This window comes from Nonomuraea coxensis DSM 45129 (genome assembly GCF_019397265.1).
GTDB lineage: Bacteria > Actinomycetota > Actinomycetes > Streptosporangiales > Streptosporangiaceae > Nonomuraea > Nonomuraea coxensis.
This window is the reverse complement of the sequence record NZ_CP068985.1, coordinates 2807528-2824060: the sequence shown is the minus strand read 5'-3', so window position 1 is coordinate 2824060 and position 16533 is coordinate 2807528. Positions and strand designations below refer to the sequence as shown.

Here is a 16533-nt window from a genome sequence, read left to right as displayed (position 1 = left end):
CTCTCCTGTTGGGCCTAGTAGGCGAACGACTCCTGGCCGGCCTCGCCGGGCTCCTCGTCCTCGGGGGACGGCGGGCTCTTGCGGCCGAACTTGATCATGAGGCCGAGCTCCACCAGGGCCAGCGCGCCGTACAGGACCGTGAAGAGGATCAGGGAGATGAGCACGGTGCCGGCGCCGACAGTGGGCGAGACGCCGTCGGCGGTCTTCATCTGGCTGAACACGATCCACGGCTGCCTGGCCATCTCGGTGAAGATCCAGCCGAAGCTGTGGGCGAGGAAGGGCAGCGCGACCGACCAGACGGCGACTCTCCACATCCAGCTCCTGCCGCGGATCCCCCCTCTGCGGGTCAGCCAGAGCACGGCGAGCGCCACCAGCGCCGCGAGCATCCCGAAGCCGATCATCAGCCGGAAGCCCCAGTAGGCGACCGGGATGTAGGGGCGGTAGTCGCCCGGGCCGAACCTCTTCTGGTATTCGGCCTGGATGTCGTTGATGCCGAGCACCTTGCCGTCGAACGACCCCGTGGCCAGCTGCGACAGCACGCCCGGAATCGTCACCTGGAAGACCGGCTCGGTGCCGGAGAGGGTGCCGATGGTGAACAGGGAGAACGGCGCCGGCTGCTCGGTCTGGTAGAGCGCCTCGGCGGCGGCCATCTTCATCGGCTGGGTCTGGGTCATCGTCTTGCCGAGGACGTCGCCGGTGACAAGGGTGCCGAACGCGCCCAGCACCACGACGACCGCGCCGAACCGCAGGCACGGACGGAAGACGTCGAGATCCCGCCTTCTGGCGACGTGCCAGGCGGACACCGCCATGAGGATCATCCCGCCGGACAGCCAGCTGCCGACGATCGTGTGCGGGAAGGCCGACAGCAGGATCTTGTTGGTCAGCACCTCGCCGAAGTCGACCAGTTCGGCCCGCCCGTCGACCTTGAAGCCGACCGGCCACTGCATGAACGAGTTCGCGGCCAGGATGAAGTAGGCGGACAACGTCGTGCCGATCGCCACCAGCCAGATGCAGGCCAGATGGACCAGCTTCGGCAGCCGGTTCCAGCCGAAGAGCCACAGTCCGAGGAACGTCGACTCCAGGAAGAACGCCAGCAGCGCCTCCAGCGCGAGCGGGGCGCCGAAGATGTCGCCGACGAACCTGGAGTAGGAACTCCAGTTCATGCCGAACTGGAACTCCTGCACGATCCCCGTCACCACCCCCATGGCGAAGTTGATCAGGAAGAGGGTGCCCCAGAACTTGGTGGCGCGCTGGTAGGCCACCTTGCCCGTACGAACCCAGACGGTGTTCAGGATGGCCACCAGCAGCGACAACCCGATCGTGACCGGCACGAACAGGAAGTGGTAGACCGTGGTGATCCCGAACTGCCAGCGCGCGAGGTCCAAGGGATCCATATCCCTGACTCTATGTGTCACTTGAGTCACTTATTGTCATGACGCGCCGATGGACCGGTGGCGGCGACCCGACATGTCAGGTGGACGCCAGCCGTGACCCATGGTGCCGCCGGCCCGTGATGGCAAAGCTTTGCCTGTCGGTACGCACCCCAGGTACCGGCAGAAGGAGGAGCAAGCCCCCATGCTCAGACGCAGACGAATCCTCGTCGGCGCCACGCTCACCGCCACGCTCGTCGTAACGAGCACCGCGAGCGCGTACGGCGAGTCGCCGATCCCCGTCGGACAGGTCACCGGGATACCGGCGTCGTCGGCCACCACCACGTCGGTCACCCTGATCACGGGTGACCAGGTCACCGTGACCAGCCGCGAAGGCAAGACCGTCTCGGTCGGCGTGAGCCCCTACGACGGCTCGGCCGCCATCCGCACCCTCACCGTCGGCGACGACACGTACGTGATGTCGAGCCAGGCCCAGGCCCTCATCGCCGCCGGCCAGGTGGACAGGGAACTGTTCAACGTCACCCGGCTGATCGCCCAGGGCTACGACGACGCGCACAGCGAATCGGTCCCGGTGATCGTGCAGTACGAGGAGAAGGCCGCGGCGAAGACCGCCGCGCCGAGCGCCCCTGCCGGCGGCAAGGTCACGCGGAACCTGCGCGGCATCCACGGAGCGGCCATCGCCGTCGACAAGAAGCAGCGCGGCAGGTTCTGGGAGGCCGTCGACGACGACAGCGCCCGGGCGAGCACTCCGAAGGCCCGGCTCTCGGGCGGCATCCAGCGCCTGTGGCTGGACGGCAAGGTGAAGGCGCTGCTCGACAAGAGCGTGCCGCAGATCGGCGCGCCCGACGCCTGGGCGGCCGGCTACGACGGCACCGGCGTCAAGGTCGCGGTGCTGGACACCGGCGCGGACCTGAACCATCCCGACCTCGCCGGCAAGATCCTGGAGAGTCAGAGCTTCATCCCGGGCGAGACGGTGCAGGACGGCCACGGCCACGGCACCCACGTCGCCTCCACGATCGCCGGCTCCGGCGCGGCCTCCGGCGGCAGGTACAAGGGCGTGGCGCCCGGCGCCGAACTCCTCATCGGCAAGGTGCTCGCCGACGAGGGCAGCGGCCCGATCTCGTCGATCATCGCCGGGATGGACTGGGCCGCCCACTCGGGCGCGAAGATCGTCTCGATGAGCCTGGGCGGCGATACGGGCGCGGACGGCACCGATCCGATGGCGCTGGCGGTCAACAGGTTGACCGCCGAGACCGGCGTGCTGTTCACCATCGCCGCGGGAAACAGCGGCCCGAAGGCGACCACGGTGGGTTCGCCGGGCGCCGCCGACGCGGCCCTGACCGTCGGCGCGGTCGACCCCACAGACGCGATCGCCTCCTTCTCCAGTCGCGGCCCGCGCGGAGTCAACGGCGCTCTCAAGCCGGAGATCACCGCCCCCGGTGTCAAGATCGTCGCGGCCCGTGCGGCCGGCACCAAAATGGGCACGCAGGTGGACGCCAACTACACCTCCGCGAGCGGCACGTCCATGGCGACGCCGCACGTGGCCGGCGCCGCCGCGATCCTCGCCCAGGAGCACCCGGACTGGACCCCGGCCCGGTTGAAGAGCCAGCTCATCAGCACGGCGAAGACCACGGCCGGCGCATCGGTGTACGCCCAGGGCGCCGGCCGCGCCGACCTGACCCGCGCCGTCCGGCAGACGGTCTCCGGACCGGGCGTGGTCGACTTCGGCATGAAGGCCTGGGACTACGCCGGTCCTCCGGTCACCAAGCAGATCGACTACGTCAACGACGGCGACCAGCCGGTCACCCTCACGCTGTCCGCCAAGGGCGCGGGTGAGGATCTCCCGGCCGGCGCGCTGACCCTCGGCGCCGACACCGTGACCGTGCCGGCCCACGGCACCGCCGCGGTGACGGTCACCGTCGACACGGCCGCCGCGGCGGAGGGCGCGCACGGCGCGCATGTCACCGCCACCTCCGCCGACAGCCAGGCGGTCGTGACGACGGCCGTTGGATTCGTCAGGGACCTGCAGCGCTTCGACGTCACCCTCAAGGTGCTCGACCGGGATGGCAAGCCGACGACCGACGGCATCGCCACCGTGTACGACTTCAATCTGGACACGCTGAATGTGCCGGAGCAGTATCCGGTCGAGGCGGACGGCACCGTCGTGATCCGGGTGCCCCGCGGCGAGCACGCCTTCTGGGCCGATATCTTCCACTACAGCACCGACTGGAACCGCCTGTGGGAGTACACCTACGGCGCGGAGCCGGGCGCCTTCATCGATTCCGACCGGACGATCACGTTCGACGGCAGCAAGGCCGGCCCGGTCACCATGGAGACCCCGAAGCCGAGTGAGACGGACAAGATCCGGCTGGGCCTCGCCGCCCGGAACTCGGCCGGCACGAACTGGTTCGGCCTGGAGCAGTGGGCGTCCAAGGAGACGAAGGTGTACTCCATCCCCACGCAGGCGACGAGCAGTCTCTTGGAGTCGCGCGTCGGCTGGACGCTCAGCGCGCCGGAGGTCGAGGCGCGGGTCGTCAGCCCCGGTGGCGGGCCGATCAATGCGGAGTACTTCCGGGGCAGGGGCGGCTCCGCCCGCGTCGACGGCACCAAGGTGCTGCCGATGGTGGACGCCGGCACCGGCAGGGCGGAGGACTACGCCGGGCTGGACGTCAAGGGCAAGCTGGCACTCGTCAAGCGCAGCGCAGGTCTCACCCACTACCAGCAGGCCGACAACGCCGCGGCGGCCGGAGCGGGTGCGGTCATCATCTACAACGACAACCCGGACAACTGGGGCGCCGACAACGCGCGGACGACGGCGACCGCGATCCCGGCGATGACCCTCTCGGGCGCGGAGGGCGTCCGGTTGGCGGACCTGGCGGCCCGCGGCGAGGTCAAGGTCCAGTTCACCGGCACGGCGGTGAGCCCGTACGCCTACGAACTGCTCAAGTACCACCAGGGTGGCGTCCCCGCCGACCAGCGGTACCGGGTGCGTACGGGCGAACTCGCCACGGTCCACTCGTCGTTCCACGCGGCGGAGCCCGGCACGATCGGCGGGTACGCCCGGGTGATGGCCTCACCGATGCAGAGCAGGGCGTACTTCCTGCTCGACCCGGTCGTCATGCCGCGCCCGCTCACCGAGTTCGTGACGGCCGACGTGACGACATGGGAGGAGACGCGGGTCGGCGCGCCGTGGGAGGACGGCCACGTCACGCAGTCGACCGAGCAGACGAAGCTCAAGGCCGGGCAGCGGGTGTCCCGCGACTGGAACAAGGCCGTGGTCCGCACGGCGCTGGCGCCCGCGCAACCCGATTCGGCCTTCCGGTCCGGCCGCACCGGCCTGCTCCAGGCGACCGGATTGGCCGACACGGCCAACCAGTTCGTGGCGGGTCATACCTTGACCGACCTCTACAAGGAGCTGGCCACGGTGTACCGGAACGGCGAGCGGCTCGGATCCGCGCCGTACCTGTACTTCAGCTTCCCGATGGTGCCGGAACGCGCCGAGTACCGCGTGGTGGCCGACGTGGAGCGGAAGCAGCCGTGGTGGACCACCTCCACCAAGGTGAACACCGAATGGACGTTCCACTCCGAGCAGGCGGGCGACGGCGTCACACCCCTGCCCATCCTGTCGGCCGACTTCGACCTCGACGTCGACCAGGCCAACAGCGTCTCGGTGCACACCCCCCTCCAGGTCGGGCTCGGCCTGCGCTACCCGAAGGGCATGGCCGGCCTGCGGATCGACGAGGCGAAGCTGTGGACCTCCTACGACGACGGCGCGACCTGGCAGCAGGTGGAGCTCGCCGCCGGCGGTGACACGGCCTTCACCGGCACGATCAAGAACCCCGGGTCCGCCAAGGCCGGCGGGTTCGTCTCGCTGCGGGTGCAGGCGACCGACGCCGACGGCAACACCGTCCTGCAGACGGTGAACCGCGCCTACCGGCTCCGGTAGCACGAAACGCCGGGGCGTCTTCCCTCCGCTCAGCGGACGGGAGCCGCCCCGGCGCCGTTCGGATCACCTCCCAGCGGGATCATCCCGGACTGGGCCGCGTACCAGGCGAGCTGCATACGGCTGTCGGTTCCGGCCAGCTTCATCAGCCGCCGCATCCTGCGCTGAACGGTGCGTTCGCTGGTGCCGAGCCGGCTGGCCGCCGCCTTGTCCGGCATGCCGGACAGCAGGTACGTGAGCAGCGTGACGTCGAAGTCGTCCCACGCGGGAACCCCCTCGGCCAGATTCGCGGCGGTGAGCCGCAACGGCGTCGCCGCCTGCCAGACCCGTTCGAAGAGCGCGACCAGCAGGTGGACGAGGGACTGCCCCCGCACCAGGATGAAGCCCGGATGGACGGTCGTCTGGCCGGGCATCATCGGCAGCAGCACGGCCTCCCGATCCACGATGATCATCTTGCTGGGCAGCTCCGGGGCGATCCTGATCTCGTACCCGCTCTTGAGGAATCTGCCGATCTCGGCGGGCGTTCTCGGATCGTCGAGTGCGGCACGTTCGTACACGTAACGATGAGCGGGCGCCGCGTTGGTGGAATCGTCGAGCTCGACGTCCAGCACGTACGGGGGCCGGAAGAAGACCTGCAGCTCTCGTTTGGCGCCGCGTTCCATGTTCTCGATCCAGGTGCTGAGCTGTTCCTGTGTGGTGAGCACCTCGATGTCACCCGCGGGCGAGGCGCCCCCCGTGCGGTAGACCTCCACCAGCTCCGCCAGCCTGCCCTGGACCTGCTGCAGCGCGGCCTGCCGTTGCGCGATCAACGTGCCGAGCCCGACGTCGGGGGGCACGACCATGTGCAACCCGCTGCCATCGCGGGTCGCCAGGCCGAGCGCGACGAGCCGGTCCGCGGCGACGGTCACGTCCGTCAGCGGGACGGCCAGCGCCTCGGCCACGTCGGAGACCATCGCCCGGCGGCGCCGCAGGAGCTCGACGTAGACCGCCTCCTCCTGCTCGTTGATCCCCAGCCTACGCATCATCGTTCATCTTTCCGCCCAATGCCCGATACGGCCCGTAGGCCTACTATGCATCGCCAGGTGGCGGGGGCAGGCCGCGGGGGGCGGCCGGCCGCTCCGCCGGGCCCGGCGACGCGGGGCCGGCGCGGCGGGCCGTCAGGCGGACGGGGTCCGGCCAGCGTACGCCGTGGGCCCAGCCCGCCCGCTCGAACCAGCGGATCAGCCGCGCGCTGGGGTCGAGCTGGCCCCTCAGCACGCCGTGCCGGGCGCAGGCCGGCTCCACGTGGTGCCAGTTGTGCCAGCCCTCGCCGAGGGTCAGCATCGCCACCCACCACACGTTGGACGAACGGTCCCTGGTGCGGAACGGGCGGTCACCGAAGGTGTGGGCGATCGAGTTCACGGACCAGGTGACGTGGTGCACCACGGCGTAGCGGACCAGCCCGCCCCACAGGAGCGCGCTCCACGCGCCCGGCCACGACATCGACCACAGTCCGCCGGCGGCGGCCGGGAGCGCGAACGACAGGAGGACGACCCCCGGGTAGGCGGCGTCGAAACGCCGCACGTCCGGGTCGGCCAGCAGGTCCGGCACCCAGTGCCGGCGGCTGGAGCGGTGGCGGGCCGTGTAGAACCAGCCGACGTGGGCGTGCGCCATGCCGCGCAGCAGCGCCAGGCCGCTGTCGCCGTAGCGCCACGGCGAGTGCGGGTCGCCTTCGCGGTCGGCGTACTTGTGGTGCCTGCGGTGCTCGGCGGCCCACAGCGTGAGCGGGCCCTCGACGGCCATGCCGCCGGCCAGCATGAGCGCGATCCGCAGCGCCCGGCCGGCCTTGAAGGCGCGGTGGGTGAAGAGGCGGTGGTAGCCGATGGCGATCCCGAAGATGCTCACGAGGTACATCGCGGCCGCGATGACCAGGTCGCGGGGGCCGACGCCCCAGCCCCAGGCGGCCGGCACCGCGAGGGCCAGCAGCAGCACGGGCAGCAGGACCAGGACGACCAGGTAGGCGACGCGGCGGCCGGTGGTGACCGTCACCATCTCCGCCGTGCCCGGCTGCGGGGTGCGTGAGGTCACGTTTCCTCCCTGAGCGGTACGGGACGATCAGGCTCCTTATTCAACGGCCAGGCCCCTGGCGTGCGGCAATGTCCTGACAGTAACGGGATGATTACTCTGAGGAAGCAAAATCCTGCACCCGGTCGTCATGAAGAAAAGGCTCGGCACCTCCCTAGATTGTGACTGCGCACCGTGATCATCCCTGTGCGCTCCGGCAACAGGCGGAAGGTTCAGGAATGGGTGCTGTCGAGCAGGCGACCACGGGCGGCCATCTGGAGAGATACGACGAGGCGCTGGCCAGGGACCCGATGTCTGCGTTCGGCCTGGTCCGGGAGTGGATGCGCACCGACTGGCGGAGCCTGTTCGCCGAGTTGCGCGAGCGGCGACCGGTCTTCGTCACGCCCGCCTTCACGGTGGTGACCCGCTACGCCGACGTCATCGAGGTGCTCTCCCACGAGGAGGTCTTCTCCGTACGCGCGTTCGGCCCGCGCCTCGACGCCGCGCTGGGCGCCCCGTTCATGCTGGGCAGGGACGCCACGCCGATGAACTGGCGGGAGAAGGGCCTCATGCGGCTCATGCTCGACCCGCGGGACGCGGCCGACGTGCGTGAGCTGGCCGGCGGCCTCGCCGACGAGCTGCTCGACGCCGCCTGGCCCGACGGGCGCGTCGAAGCGGTCCACGGGCTGTTCCGTCCTGTCGCCCTCGGCGTGTGCGCGCGCTATTTCGGCGTTCCCGGCCCCGATCCGCGGACCCTCGGCCGGTGGACGCGGGCGGTCGTCGCCGACGGCTTCGCCAACTTCCTCGGGGATCCGGAGATCCAGGCCGCGTCCGTCAGAGCGGGCGCCGAGCTGGTCGGGCACCTGCGCGACCGCCTCGCCGAGCTGCGGGCCAGGCTGCGGGCCGGGCACGAGCTGCCCGACGACGTCTTCGCCCGCCTCGTCCAGTCCTCCCTGCCCGCCGGGGCCGACGTGACCGACGACCGGATCGTGGTCAACATGGCCGGGCTGCCGCTGGGCTTCGTGGAGAGCGCGCCGGGGGCCATGGTCGAGGCGGTCGAGCAGCTCCTGCTGCGCCCGGAGGTGCTCGCGGAGGCCACGGCCGTCGCCAGGGACCCCGAGCGGTTCGACCCGTACGTCTGGGAGGCCCTGCGGTTCAGCCCGTTCTTCAAGCTGCTCCCCCGGCTGTGCGAGCGGGACCACGTCCTGGCCGCCGGCACCCCGCGCAGCACGCTGATCCCCGCGGGCACGTTCGTGCTCGCCGCGCCGGCCTCCGCGATGTTCGACGCGGCCGTGGTGCCGGAGCCCGAGGAGTTCCGCCTCGGCCGCCCCCGTCACCATCAGCTGTTCTTCGGCTCCGGCCATCATGCCTGCCTCGGCGTGCACGTGGCCGTCCCGGTGATCGCCGAGACCGTACGCCGCCTGCTGCTGCGTCCCGGCGTCCGCCTGCTCCCGCCGCCGGCGGGCCGCGTCGAGCGGACCCTCGGGATCTTCCCCGACACCTTCGTCCTCGGGCTCGGCGCCGAGGGGCGGGAAGGCGGACGATGACGCCGAGCCGAGCACGCGGCATCGCCACGGACGGTCTCTCCAACCGGCTCAGGTTCCTGGCCCTGACCAGCGGCCGGCCGTTCTGGGACCTCGTGCAGAGAAGCCGGGCGGTCCGGCGCAGGCTCAACGCCTCGCTGATCGACCACGCGATCCGGGAGATGCCGCCGCGCCCCGAGCCGCTGAGCACCATGGCCGACTACACCTCGTGGGCCTCCCTGACCGATCGCACCTTCAGCGGCAGGCACCTGCCCCCGGTCCACGTCGCCGAGGAGAGACGGCCCGCTCCCGAGAGGGCCGGTGAGCTGTTCGCCCGCGGCGAGTCCATGATCCCCTGCCCGCGCTCCACGGTGCTCTTCGCGTACTTCGCCCAGTGGTTCACCGACGGTTTCCTGCGCGGCGACACCAACGTCCCGCGCGACCCGCGCAAGAACAGCTCCAACCATCACATCGACCTCAACCAGGTGTACGGCCTCGACGAGACGGCGACGGCCGCGCTGCGCGCGTTCGACGGCGGGCTGCTCAAGAGCCAGTTCATCAACGGCGGCGAGTTCCCGCCCCACCTGTGCGAGAACGGCAGGATCAAGCCGGAGTTCGCGCCGCTGAGCGTCATCCGCTTCGACCGGCTCTCCGCCGCGCAGCGCGACACGCTGTTCGCCACCGGCAGCGACCGGGGCAACGGCCAGATCGGCTTCACCATGCTCACGGTGCTGTTCCTGCGCGAGCACAACCGGGTCGCGCGGCTGCTCGCCCGCGAACATCCGCGCTGGGAAGACGAGCGGCTGTTCCAGACGGCCCGCAACATCCTCATCGTGCTGCTGATCAAGCTGGTCGTCGAGGAGTACATCAACCACATCACCCCCTACCACTTCCGCTTCACCCTGGACCCGAAGCTGTCGGCGCTGCTGGACCACGCGCCCTGGCACCGGCAGAACTGGGCGTCGGTGGAGTTCAACCTCGTCTACCGCTGGCACAGCCTGATCCCGTCCCACCTGGCGGTGGGCGGGCGTGACCTGCCGATGGCCGAGACCTTCTTCGGCAGCGCGCTGATCCCCGGCCCCGGCCTCGGGCGGCTGTTCGAGGACGCCTCCCGCCAGCGGGCCGGCCGCATCGGCCTGTTCAACACCGACCCCGTCCTGCGGGAGATCGACGTGGCCAGCATCGCCGACTCCCGGGCGCTCGGCCTGGCCCCGTACAACAGCTACCGCGAGCACTGCCGCTTCCCCAGGGTGCGCGCCTTCGAGCAGATCTCCGGCGACCGGCGGGTCAGCGGCGCGCTGCGCGAGCTCTACCGCGACGTGGACGACGTCGACCTGTACGTCGGGATGTTCGCCGAGGAGCCGGGATCCCCCGCCGCGATCCTGCCCCCGCTGCTGACCAAGATCATCGCCATCGACGCCTTCTCCCAGGCGCTCACCAATCCGCTGCTGGCCCCGCGGATCTTCAACGTCGCCACGTTCTCGCCGACCGGCGCGCGGGTCATCGCGGCCACGCGCACGCTGTCGGACGTGCTGCGCCGCAACACGCCGGAGGACCCGAGCCCCCGCTTCGTCAGCATGTCCCGGCGGGCCGGGTGATGACCGATCCGGCTGCCGGGGCCCTGCGCGCGGCGGCCCGCGAGCTGGTCGACATCGCGCTCACGATCCAGGACGCGGCGGCGCACGCCACGGCCGCGCTCGCCGACGGCGCGCTGCTGCGCGCCCTGCCGCAGGCTCCCTCCGCGGCCGGGCCCGCCTACCGCGCGCTGCTCCGGGCCACGACGAACGGCCAGGGCCTCGGGTGCGCGCTCACCGGCGGCGGCCCGCTGACCACCGCGGCCGCCAAGGCCGGCGCCGTGCTGGGGGCCGAGAGCCTGGCCGTACGGGTGCTGGCCACGTCGCTGCGGCTGCGCGTGGCCGCCGTGGCGCTCGCGCACCCCGAGCTGACCGGGGACCCCATGCTGGCCCGGCTCATCGACGCGGCCGCCGCCGACCGTGACCTGGAGGCCGTCAGGGCCCTGCGCGCCCTGCTCAAGGACCGGGGTGCGGTGCGCGCGCTCAGCCAGCTCGCCCCGGTCTTCGGCGAGGTCCTCGCGCTGCGCGCGCTGCTGGACGAGAACCCGCTCAACGACGCCACCGCCTGGCTCATCGCGACGGGAAAGGGCTTCGCCACCGCCGATCCGATCACCGGCCTGAGCAACAGGGCCATCGCCGTCCTCGACACCGGCGAAGGCGCCGCCCGCCGGGTCGAGCCGACCGCGGCCGAGTCGGCCCGGCTGTGCGCGCGGGGGTCGCTGCTCGGCTTCCTGGGCAACATCAGCACGCTCGGCACCACCGGGCGGGCCCTCATCCAGAGCGTCGAAGGGCCCGACGGGGTGATCCGCCACGTCCTCCAGGCGCCGGGCATGCGCGCGGGCCGCCCCGACGGCGAGTCGCCCCAGGACCTGCTCGGCGCGTTCAGCAGCGCCGTCCTCGCCAGCAGCCCCTACAGCCGGGCTCTGGCCGAGGCCGTCGCGGACTACGGGCTGCCCCCGGGCGCCGAGCTGGCGCTCGTCGGGCACAGCGCGGGCGGGGCGGCGGTCATGAACCTGGCGCAGGACCCCGGCTTCTGCGCCCGTCACACGGTCACCCATGTCGTCGCCGTCGGCTCGCCCGTCGACTTCAAGCGCCCCGCCGACCCGCGCACCTGGGTGGCCAGCGTCACCAACCAGCACGACATCATCCCCACCCTCGACGGGCAGGGCGCCGGCACCTGCTTCGACCCGCCCCCCGGCTGGTACGTCGTCGACTATGGCGACTCCACCCACCTGTTCCCGCAGTGCCACAGCATCGACCACTACCGCGCCAACCTCGCCGGCGACCTGCCCGAGGCGCGCGAGCACATCGACGAGCGGCTCACGCCGTTCCGTGGGCCGGTCGTGCGGTCGCAGGCGTACCTGCTGTTCGACCGCCCGCCCGACCCTGACGAGTTCCCCTTCCTGACCGTGCCCACCCGCGCCGTCGACAGCCCCGAGGGCGCCGTCGAACTGCCGATCAGGGTCCGCGACGGCGACGCGCTCACGGCGTACTTCGCCGCGCGCCCGGCGGTGGCGGACGGACTGCTGGAGGGCACCGGGCTCGGTCCCGCCGTACGGGTGGCGGGCCGTGCGCTGGTCGCCGTGCACGCCGCCTGGAACCGGCACACCAGTGCGGGCGGCTACGGAGAGCTGCAGGTCGGCGTGGTGGTGGCGGGCCCGTCCGGCCGGCGGTCCCGTTCTCCTGTCTGGCCCGGCCTGCTGCGGGCGGCGGACCTGCGCCGCTCCGGCAGCTTCCTCGTCGGCTCCGCCGTGGACGCCACGATCGTCCACGCCCTCGGCCCGCGGCTGTGGGGCGGCGAGACCTCCCTGATGCCCGTGGAGCTCCGGCTCGGCGCCCGGTCCGCCCACGTCACCGCCGGTCCGGTCCTCACGCTGCGGGGGCGGCTCGGTCCTGGGCTGCCGCTGAGCGATCCCGGCCTGGTCGGCTACACGCGCGGGGCCGGCGGCGTGCTGCGGTCCTGCGTACGGACCCGCGGGCGGGCCCGGCTGCACGCGGCGCCGCCGATGCGGCTGGCCGTCGAGCCGCGCTCGGCCCATCCGCTGGCCGGCCGGCTCCGCGAGCTGGGGCTCGACGGCGCCCGCCCGCTGCTGTGCCTGTCGGCCACCACCCGCCAGGCGCTCCGGGACGCCGCCGTCCCGGTGTACCCGGCCTGACGGAGGAGCCATGTCCGCCCGGATCGCCGCGATCATCGCCCACGCCGAGGTCCTGCGTGCGGACGCCCGCGCCCTCGCCGCCTGCGCCGAGCGCCTGCGCGCGGTCGAGGCGGGGCTGAGGGCCGGCGGCGGGGCGCCGGACTGGCTGCACGCCTCGGTGACCGCTCACCTCGCGGCCTGCGCGACGGCCGCCGCCGACCTGGAGGCCGCCGCGCGGCGGCTGAGCCGCTACGCGGAGCAGGCACGTCCCTGATCGGGACGCCTCGCGCTATTCGGTGTTGCTAGGTACTGGTAGTCAGTGTTACTTTGTACCAGTAGTCAGCAGCACCGAGTAGCTGGAAGGAGGTGCTCCATGGGCAAGCTCGTGACGGAGATGCTCAAGGGAACGCTGGAGGGCATCGTCCTGGCGATCCTGGCCGGCCGCCCCGCCCACGGCTACGAGATCACCGCCTGGCTGCGCGACCAGGGCTTCACCGGCATCGCGGAGGGCACCGTCTACGCCCTGCTGGTCCGCGTCGAGCAACGCGGCCTGGTCGACGTGCGGAAGGTCCCCTCGGAGAAGGGGCCGCCGCGCAAGGTCTACTCCCTCAACGCCCAGGGGCGGGAGTACCTGGAGGAGTTCTGGAGGACCTGGAGCTTCCTCGCCGGACGACTCGACCAACTCCGTGAAGGAGACCCGCAGACATGACCCCAGAACCCGGCGAGCCCAAGAGCCGCTACCTGCACTACCTGGAGATCCTCACCGGATCCCTGGAGGAGAAGAAGCGCTGGAGGCAGTACAAGGCCCGCGTCAAGCGGCTGCCCGACGACTACCGCATCGCGGTCGAGGCCCTGGAGCGCTACCTCATGCACTTCGGGCCGGCCGACGGCCCCGGCGCGATGACGATGTACGAGGACGTGGCCGACCTGTTCGAGCGGAGCGCGGCCGACGGCACCCCGATCCGCGGCATCTTCGGGGACGACCCCGTCGAGTTCGTCGAGGCGTTCATGGCCAACTACCCCCTCGGCCAGTACCGCGCCCGCGAGCGCGCCCGCTTCACCAGCGCCGTCGCCCGCGCCGCCGGCGACGCCACCCCATCACGAGACAGGACACAGACATGACGAACCGGCGACCCCCGGCGATCCAGGTGCACGGCCTGGAGAAGTCGTACAAGGAGCTGCGCGTGCTGCGCGGCGTGGACTTCGAGGTGGCGCGGGGCGGCATCTTCGCCCTGCTCGGCTCCAACGGGGCGGGCAAGACCACCGTGGTGAAGATCCTGTCCACGCTGCTCAAGGCCGACGCCGGCACCGCCCGCGTCAACGGCTTCGACGTGGCCACGCAGGGCGCGGACGTACGCGAGTCCATCAGCCTCACCGGTCAGTTCGCCGCCGTGGACGAGATCCTCAGCGGGCGGGAGAACCTGGTGCTGGTGGCCCGCCTGCGGCACGTGCGGAATCCCGGCGGGATCGCCGACGATCTGCTCCGCCGGTTCTCGCTGACGGACGCGGGCGGGCGGAGGGTCGCGACGTACTCCGGCGGCATGCGCCGGCGCCTCGACATCGCGATGAGCCTGATCGGCGACCCGGCGGTCATCTTCCTGGACGAGCCCACCACCGGGCTCGACCCCCAGGCCCGCATCGAGGTCTGGCAGGCCGTCAAGGACCTGGCGGCGGGCGGCACGACGGTGCTGCTCACCACGCAGTACCTCGACGAGGCCGAACAACTCGCCGACCGGATCGCGATCCTCCACGAGGGCCGCATCCTCGTCGACGGCACCTTGGACGAGCTCAGGCGGCTGCTCCCGCCCGCCAAGGTCGAGTACGTCGAGAAGCAGCCCACCCTTGAGGACGTCTTCCTCTCCCTCGTCGGCACGAAATCCTGAGGAACTACGATGGCCAAGCATTTCCTCGGCGACACCACCGTCCTGCTGGGGCGGTCCCTGCGCCACATCACCCGCAGCCCCGACACCATCGTCACCACCGCGATCATGCCGATCGCCATGATGCTGATGTTCGTCTACGTGTTCGGCGGCGCGATCAGGACAGGGTCGGACACGTCGTACGTGAACTACATGCTGCCCGGCATCCTGCTCATCACGGTCGCCTCGGGCATCGCCTACACCGCCTACCGGCTGTTCATGGACCTGCGGGGCGGCATCTTCGAGCGCTTCCAGTCCATGCCGACCGCGCGGTCGTCGGTGCTGTGGGCGCACGTGCTGACCTCGCTGGTCGCCAACCTCGTCTCGCTCGCGGTGGTGATGCTCGTGGCGCTGCTCATGGGCTTCCGCTCGGGGGCGGGAGTGCTGGCGTGGCTGGCGGTGGCGGGCATCCTGACCCTGTTCACGCTGGCGCTGACCTGGATCGCCGTCATCCCCGGACTGACGGCCAAGACCCTGGAGGGCGCGAGCGCGTTCTCCTACCCGCTCATCTTCCTGCCCTTCCTCAGCTCGGCCTTCGTGCCCACCGACACCATGCCCGGCCCGCTGCGCGTCTTCGCCGAGAACCAGCCGGTGACCGCCATCGTCAACGCGGTCCGCGCCCTGTTCGCCGGGCAGCCGGCCGGTGACGACATCTGGGTCGCCCTGGCCTGGTGCGCCGGCATCCTCGTCGTCGCCTACGGCTTCGCCATGGCCATCTACCGCCGCAGGATCTCCTGAGATCCGCATGTCCTCAGACGCGATATATCGCAAGCAAGGAGCGATCGTGACCGCCCTCCCCCACACCATCCCCGCGATGCCCACCACGCGGCAGCCCGGCTGTCCCTTCGACCCGCCCAAGGAGCTGGTCGAGGCCCGCGCGCACAGCCCGATCAGCCGCTTCCCCTTCCCCGACGGCCACCAGGGCTGGATCGTCACCGGCTACGACCTGGCCCGCGCGATCCTCGCCGACTCCCGGTTCAGCTCCCGCAAGGAGCTCATGAGACACCATCCGACCATCGACTACGGCGACATCGAGGTCCCCCCGGCGCCGCCCGGCGAGTTCCTCCTCATGGACGAGCCCCAGCACAGCCGCTACCGCAGGCCGCTGGTCGGCAGGTTCACCGTCCGGCGCATGCGGATGCTGACCGAGCGCGTCGAGCAGATCACCGCCGAGCACCTGGACGCCATGGAGCAGGCCGGCCCGGCGGCCGACCTGGTCACCGCCTTCGCCAAGCCCATCCCGGCCGTCGTCATCTGCGAGCTGCTCGGGGTGCCGTACGAGGACCGGGGCCGCTTCCAGGAGAACATCGACACGTTCCTCGGCGGCGAGGCCGGCGACGAGGAACTGCTCGCCGCCTACGCCGCCACCCAGCAGTACCTCGCCGAGCTGGTGGCCGCCAAGCGCGCCCACCCCACGGACGACGTGCTCAGCGACCTGACCGACGGCGACCTGACCGACGAGGAGCTGAAGGGCATGGCCCTGATCCTGCTGTCGGCCGGCTTCGACACCACCGCGAACATGCTCGCCCTGGGCACCTTCGCGCTGCTGCGGAACCCGGAGCAGCTCGCCGCGCTGCGCGCCGACCCGGGCCTCACCGACCAGGCCGTGGAGGAGCTGCTGCGCTACCTGAGCGTCGCCAAGCAGTTCTCCCGGGTCGCGCTGGAGGACGTCGAGCTGGCCGGCCACACCATCGAGGCCGGCACGACGGTCATCCTGTCCCTCAGCACCGCCAACCGCGACCCCGACCGCTTCCCCGACCCCCACACCCTCGACCTGCGCCGGAAGGACGGCGCCCACCTGGCCTTCAGCCACGGCATCCACCAGTGCCTGGGCCAGCAGCTCGCCCGCGTCGAGCTGCGCGTCGCCCTGCCCGCGCTGCTCCGCCGCTTCCCCACGCTCCGGCTGGCCGTGCCGGCCGGGGAGGTGGCGCTGCGCCCGGAGACCGCCGACATCTACGGGGTCAAGAGCCTCCCGGTCACCTGGGACGCCTGACGGCGGACCCAG

At 71.5% G+C, this 16533-nt stretch carries 13 protein-coding genes; 10 read left to right on the top strand and 3 right to left on the bottom strand.

Annotated elements, in window-relative coordinates:
* Positions 1–14 precede the first annotated feature (14 nt).
* Positions 15–1394 carry a cytochrome ubiquinol oxidase subunit I gene (locus Nocox_RS13295; protein ID WP_026214631.1) on the bottom strand — a complete coding sequence of 460 codons (1380 nt, stop codon included), beginning with the start codon at positions 1392–1394 and terminating at the stop codon, positions 15–17.
* Between the two features lie 181 nt (positions 1395–1575).
* Here Nocox_RS13295 and Nocox_RS13290 point away from each other — a divergent pair, with 181 nt between their 5' ends.
* Positions 1576–5337 (top strand): S8 family serine peptidase, encoded by a 3762-nt coding sequence (locus tag Nocox_RS13290; RefSeq protein ID WP_020544607.1) that lies wholly within the window; start codon positions 1576–1578, stop codon positions 5335–5337.
* 29 nt (positions 5338–5366) lie between these two features.
* Here the strand turns inward: Nocox_RS13290 and Nocox_RS13285 are convergent, their stop codons facing one another.
* A complete protein-coding gene (locus Nocox_RS13285; protein WP_020544608.1) occupies positions 5367–6359 on the bottom strand; it encodes a helix-turn-helix domain-containing protein in 993 nt (330 codons plus the stop codon).
* A 43-nt stretch (positions 6360–6402) separates the two neighbouring features.
* Complete coding sequence (locus Nocox_RS13280) at positions 6403–7401, bottom strand: acyl-CoA desaturase (protein ID WP_020544609.1); 999 nt, start codon at positions 7399–7401, stop codon at positions 6403–6405.
* 215 nt (positions 7402–7616) lie between these two features.
* Here Nocox_RS13280 and Nocox_RS13275 point away from each other — a divergent pair, with 215 nt between their 5' ends.
* From Nocox_RS13275 to Nocox_RS13235, 9 genes are all read left to right on the top strand, one after another.
* Complete coding sequence (locus Nocox_RS13275; protein WP_020544610.1) at positions 7617–8924, top strand: cytochrome P450; 1308 nt, start codon at positions 7617–7619, stop codon at positions 8922–8924.
* Complete coding sequence (locus Nocox_RS13270) at positions 8921–10498, top strand: peroxidase family protein (protein ID WP_020544611.1); 1578 nt, start codon at positions 8921–8923, stop codon at positions 10496–10498. The genes Nocox_RS13275 and Nocox_RS13270 overlap by 4 nt, the downstream gene beginning before the upstream one ends.
* The gene (locus tag Nocox_RS13265; RefSeq protein WP_033409806.1) at positions 10498–12630 is read left to right on the top strand and encodes an alpha/beta hydrolase family protein; all 2133 of its coding nucleotides are present in this window, start codon (positions 10498–10500) and stop codon (positions 12628–12630) included. Before Nocox_RS13270 ends, Nocox_RS13265 begins: the two co-directional genes overlap by 1 nt.
* A gap of 10 nt (positions 12631–12640) precedes the next feature.
* On the top strand, positions 12641–12883 hold the full coding sequence (locus Nocox_RS13260; RefSeq protein ID WP_020544612.1) for a hypothetical protein: 243 nt from the start codon (positions 12641–12643) through the stop codon (positions 12881–12883).
* A gap of 99 nt (positions 12884–12982) precedes the next feature.
* Positions 12983–13318, top strand: coding sequence for a PadR family transcriptional regulator (locus Nocox_RS13255; protein ID WP_020544613.1), 336 nt, complete (start codon positions 12983–12985; stop codon positions 13316–13318).
* The gene (locus Nocox_RS13250; protein WP_020544614.1) at positions 13315–13731 is read left to right on the top strand and encodes a DUF1048 domain-containing protein; all 417 of its coding nucleotides are present in this window, start codon (positions 13315–13317) and stop codon (positions 13729–13731) included. Before Nocox_RS13255 ends, Nocox_RS13250 begins: the two co-directional genes overlap by 4 nt.
* Positions 13728–14492, top strand: a complete 765-nt coding sequence (locus tag Nocox_RS13245) for an ABC transporter ATP-binding protein (RefSeq protein WP_020544615.1) — start codon at positions 13728–13730, stop codon at positions 14490–14492. Before Nocox_RS13250 ends, Nocox_RS13245 begins: the two co-directional genes overlap by 4 nt.
* Before the next feature lie 9 nt (positions 14493–14501).
* A complete protein-coding gene (locus tag Nocox_RS13240) occupies positions 14502–15266 on the top strand; it encodes an ABC transporter permease (RefSeq protein ID WP_020544616.1) in 765 nt (254 codons plus the stop codon).
* A 7-nt stretch (positions 15267–15273) separates the two neighbouring features.
* Entirely contained in the window at positions 15274–16521 is a 1248-nt protein-coding gene (locus Nocox_RS13235; protein WP_051112628.1) for a cytochrome P450, read from the top strand.
* The last annotated feature ends 12 nt before the right edge of the window (positions 16522–16533 follow it).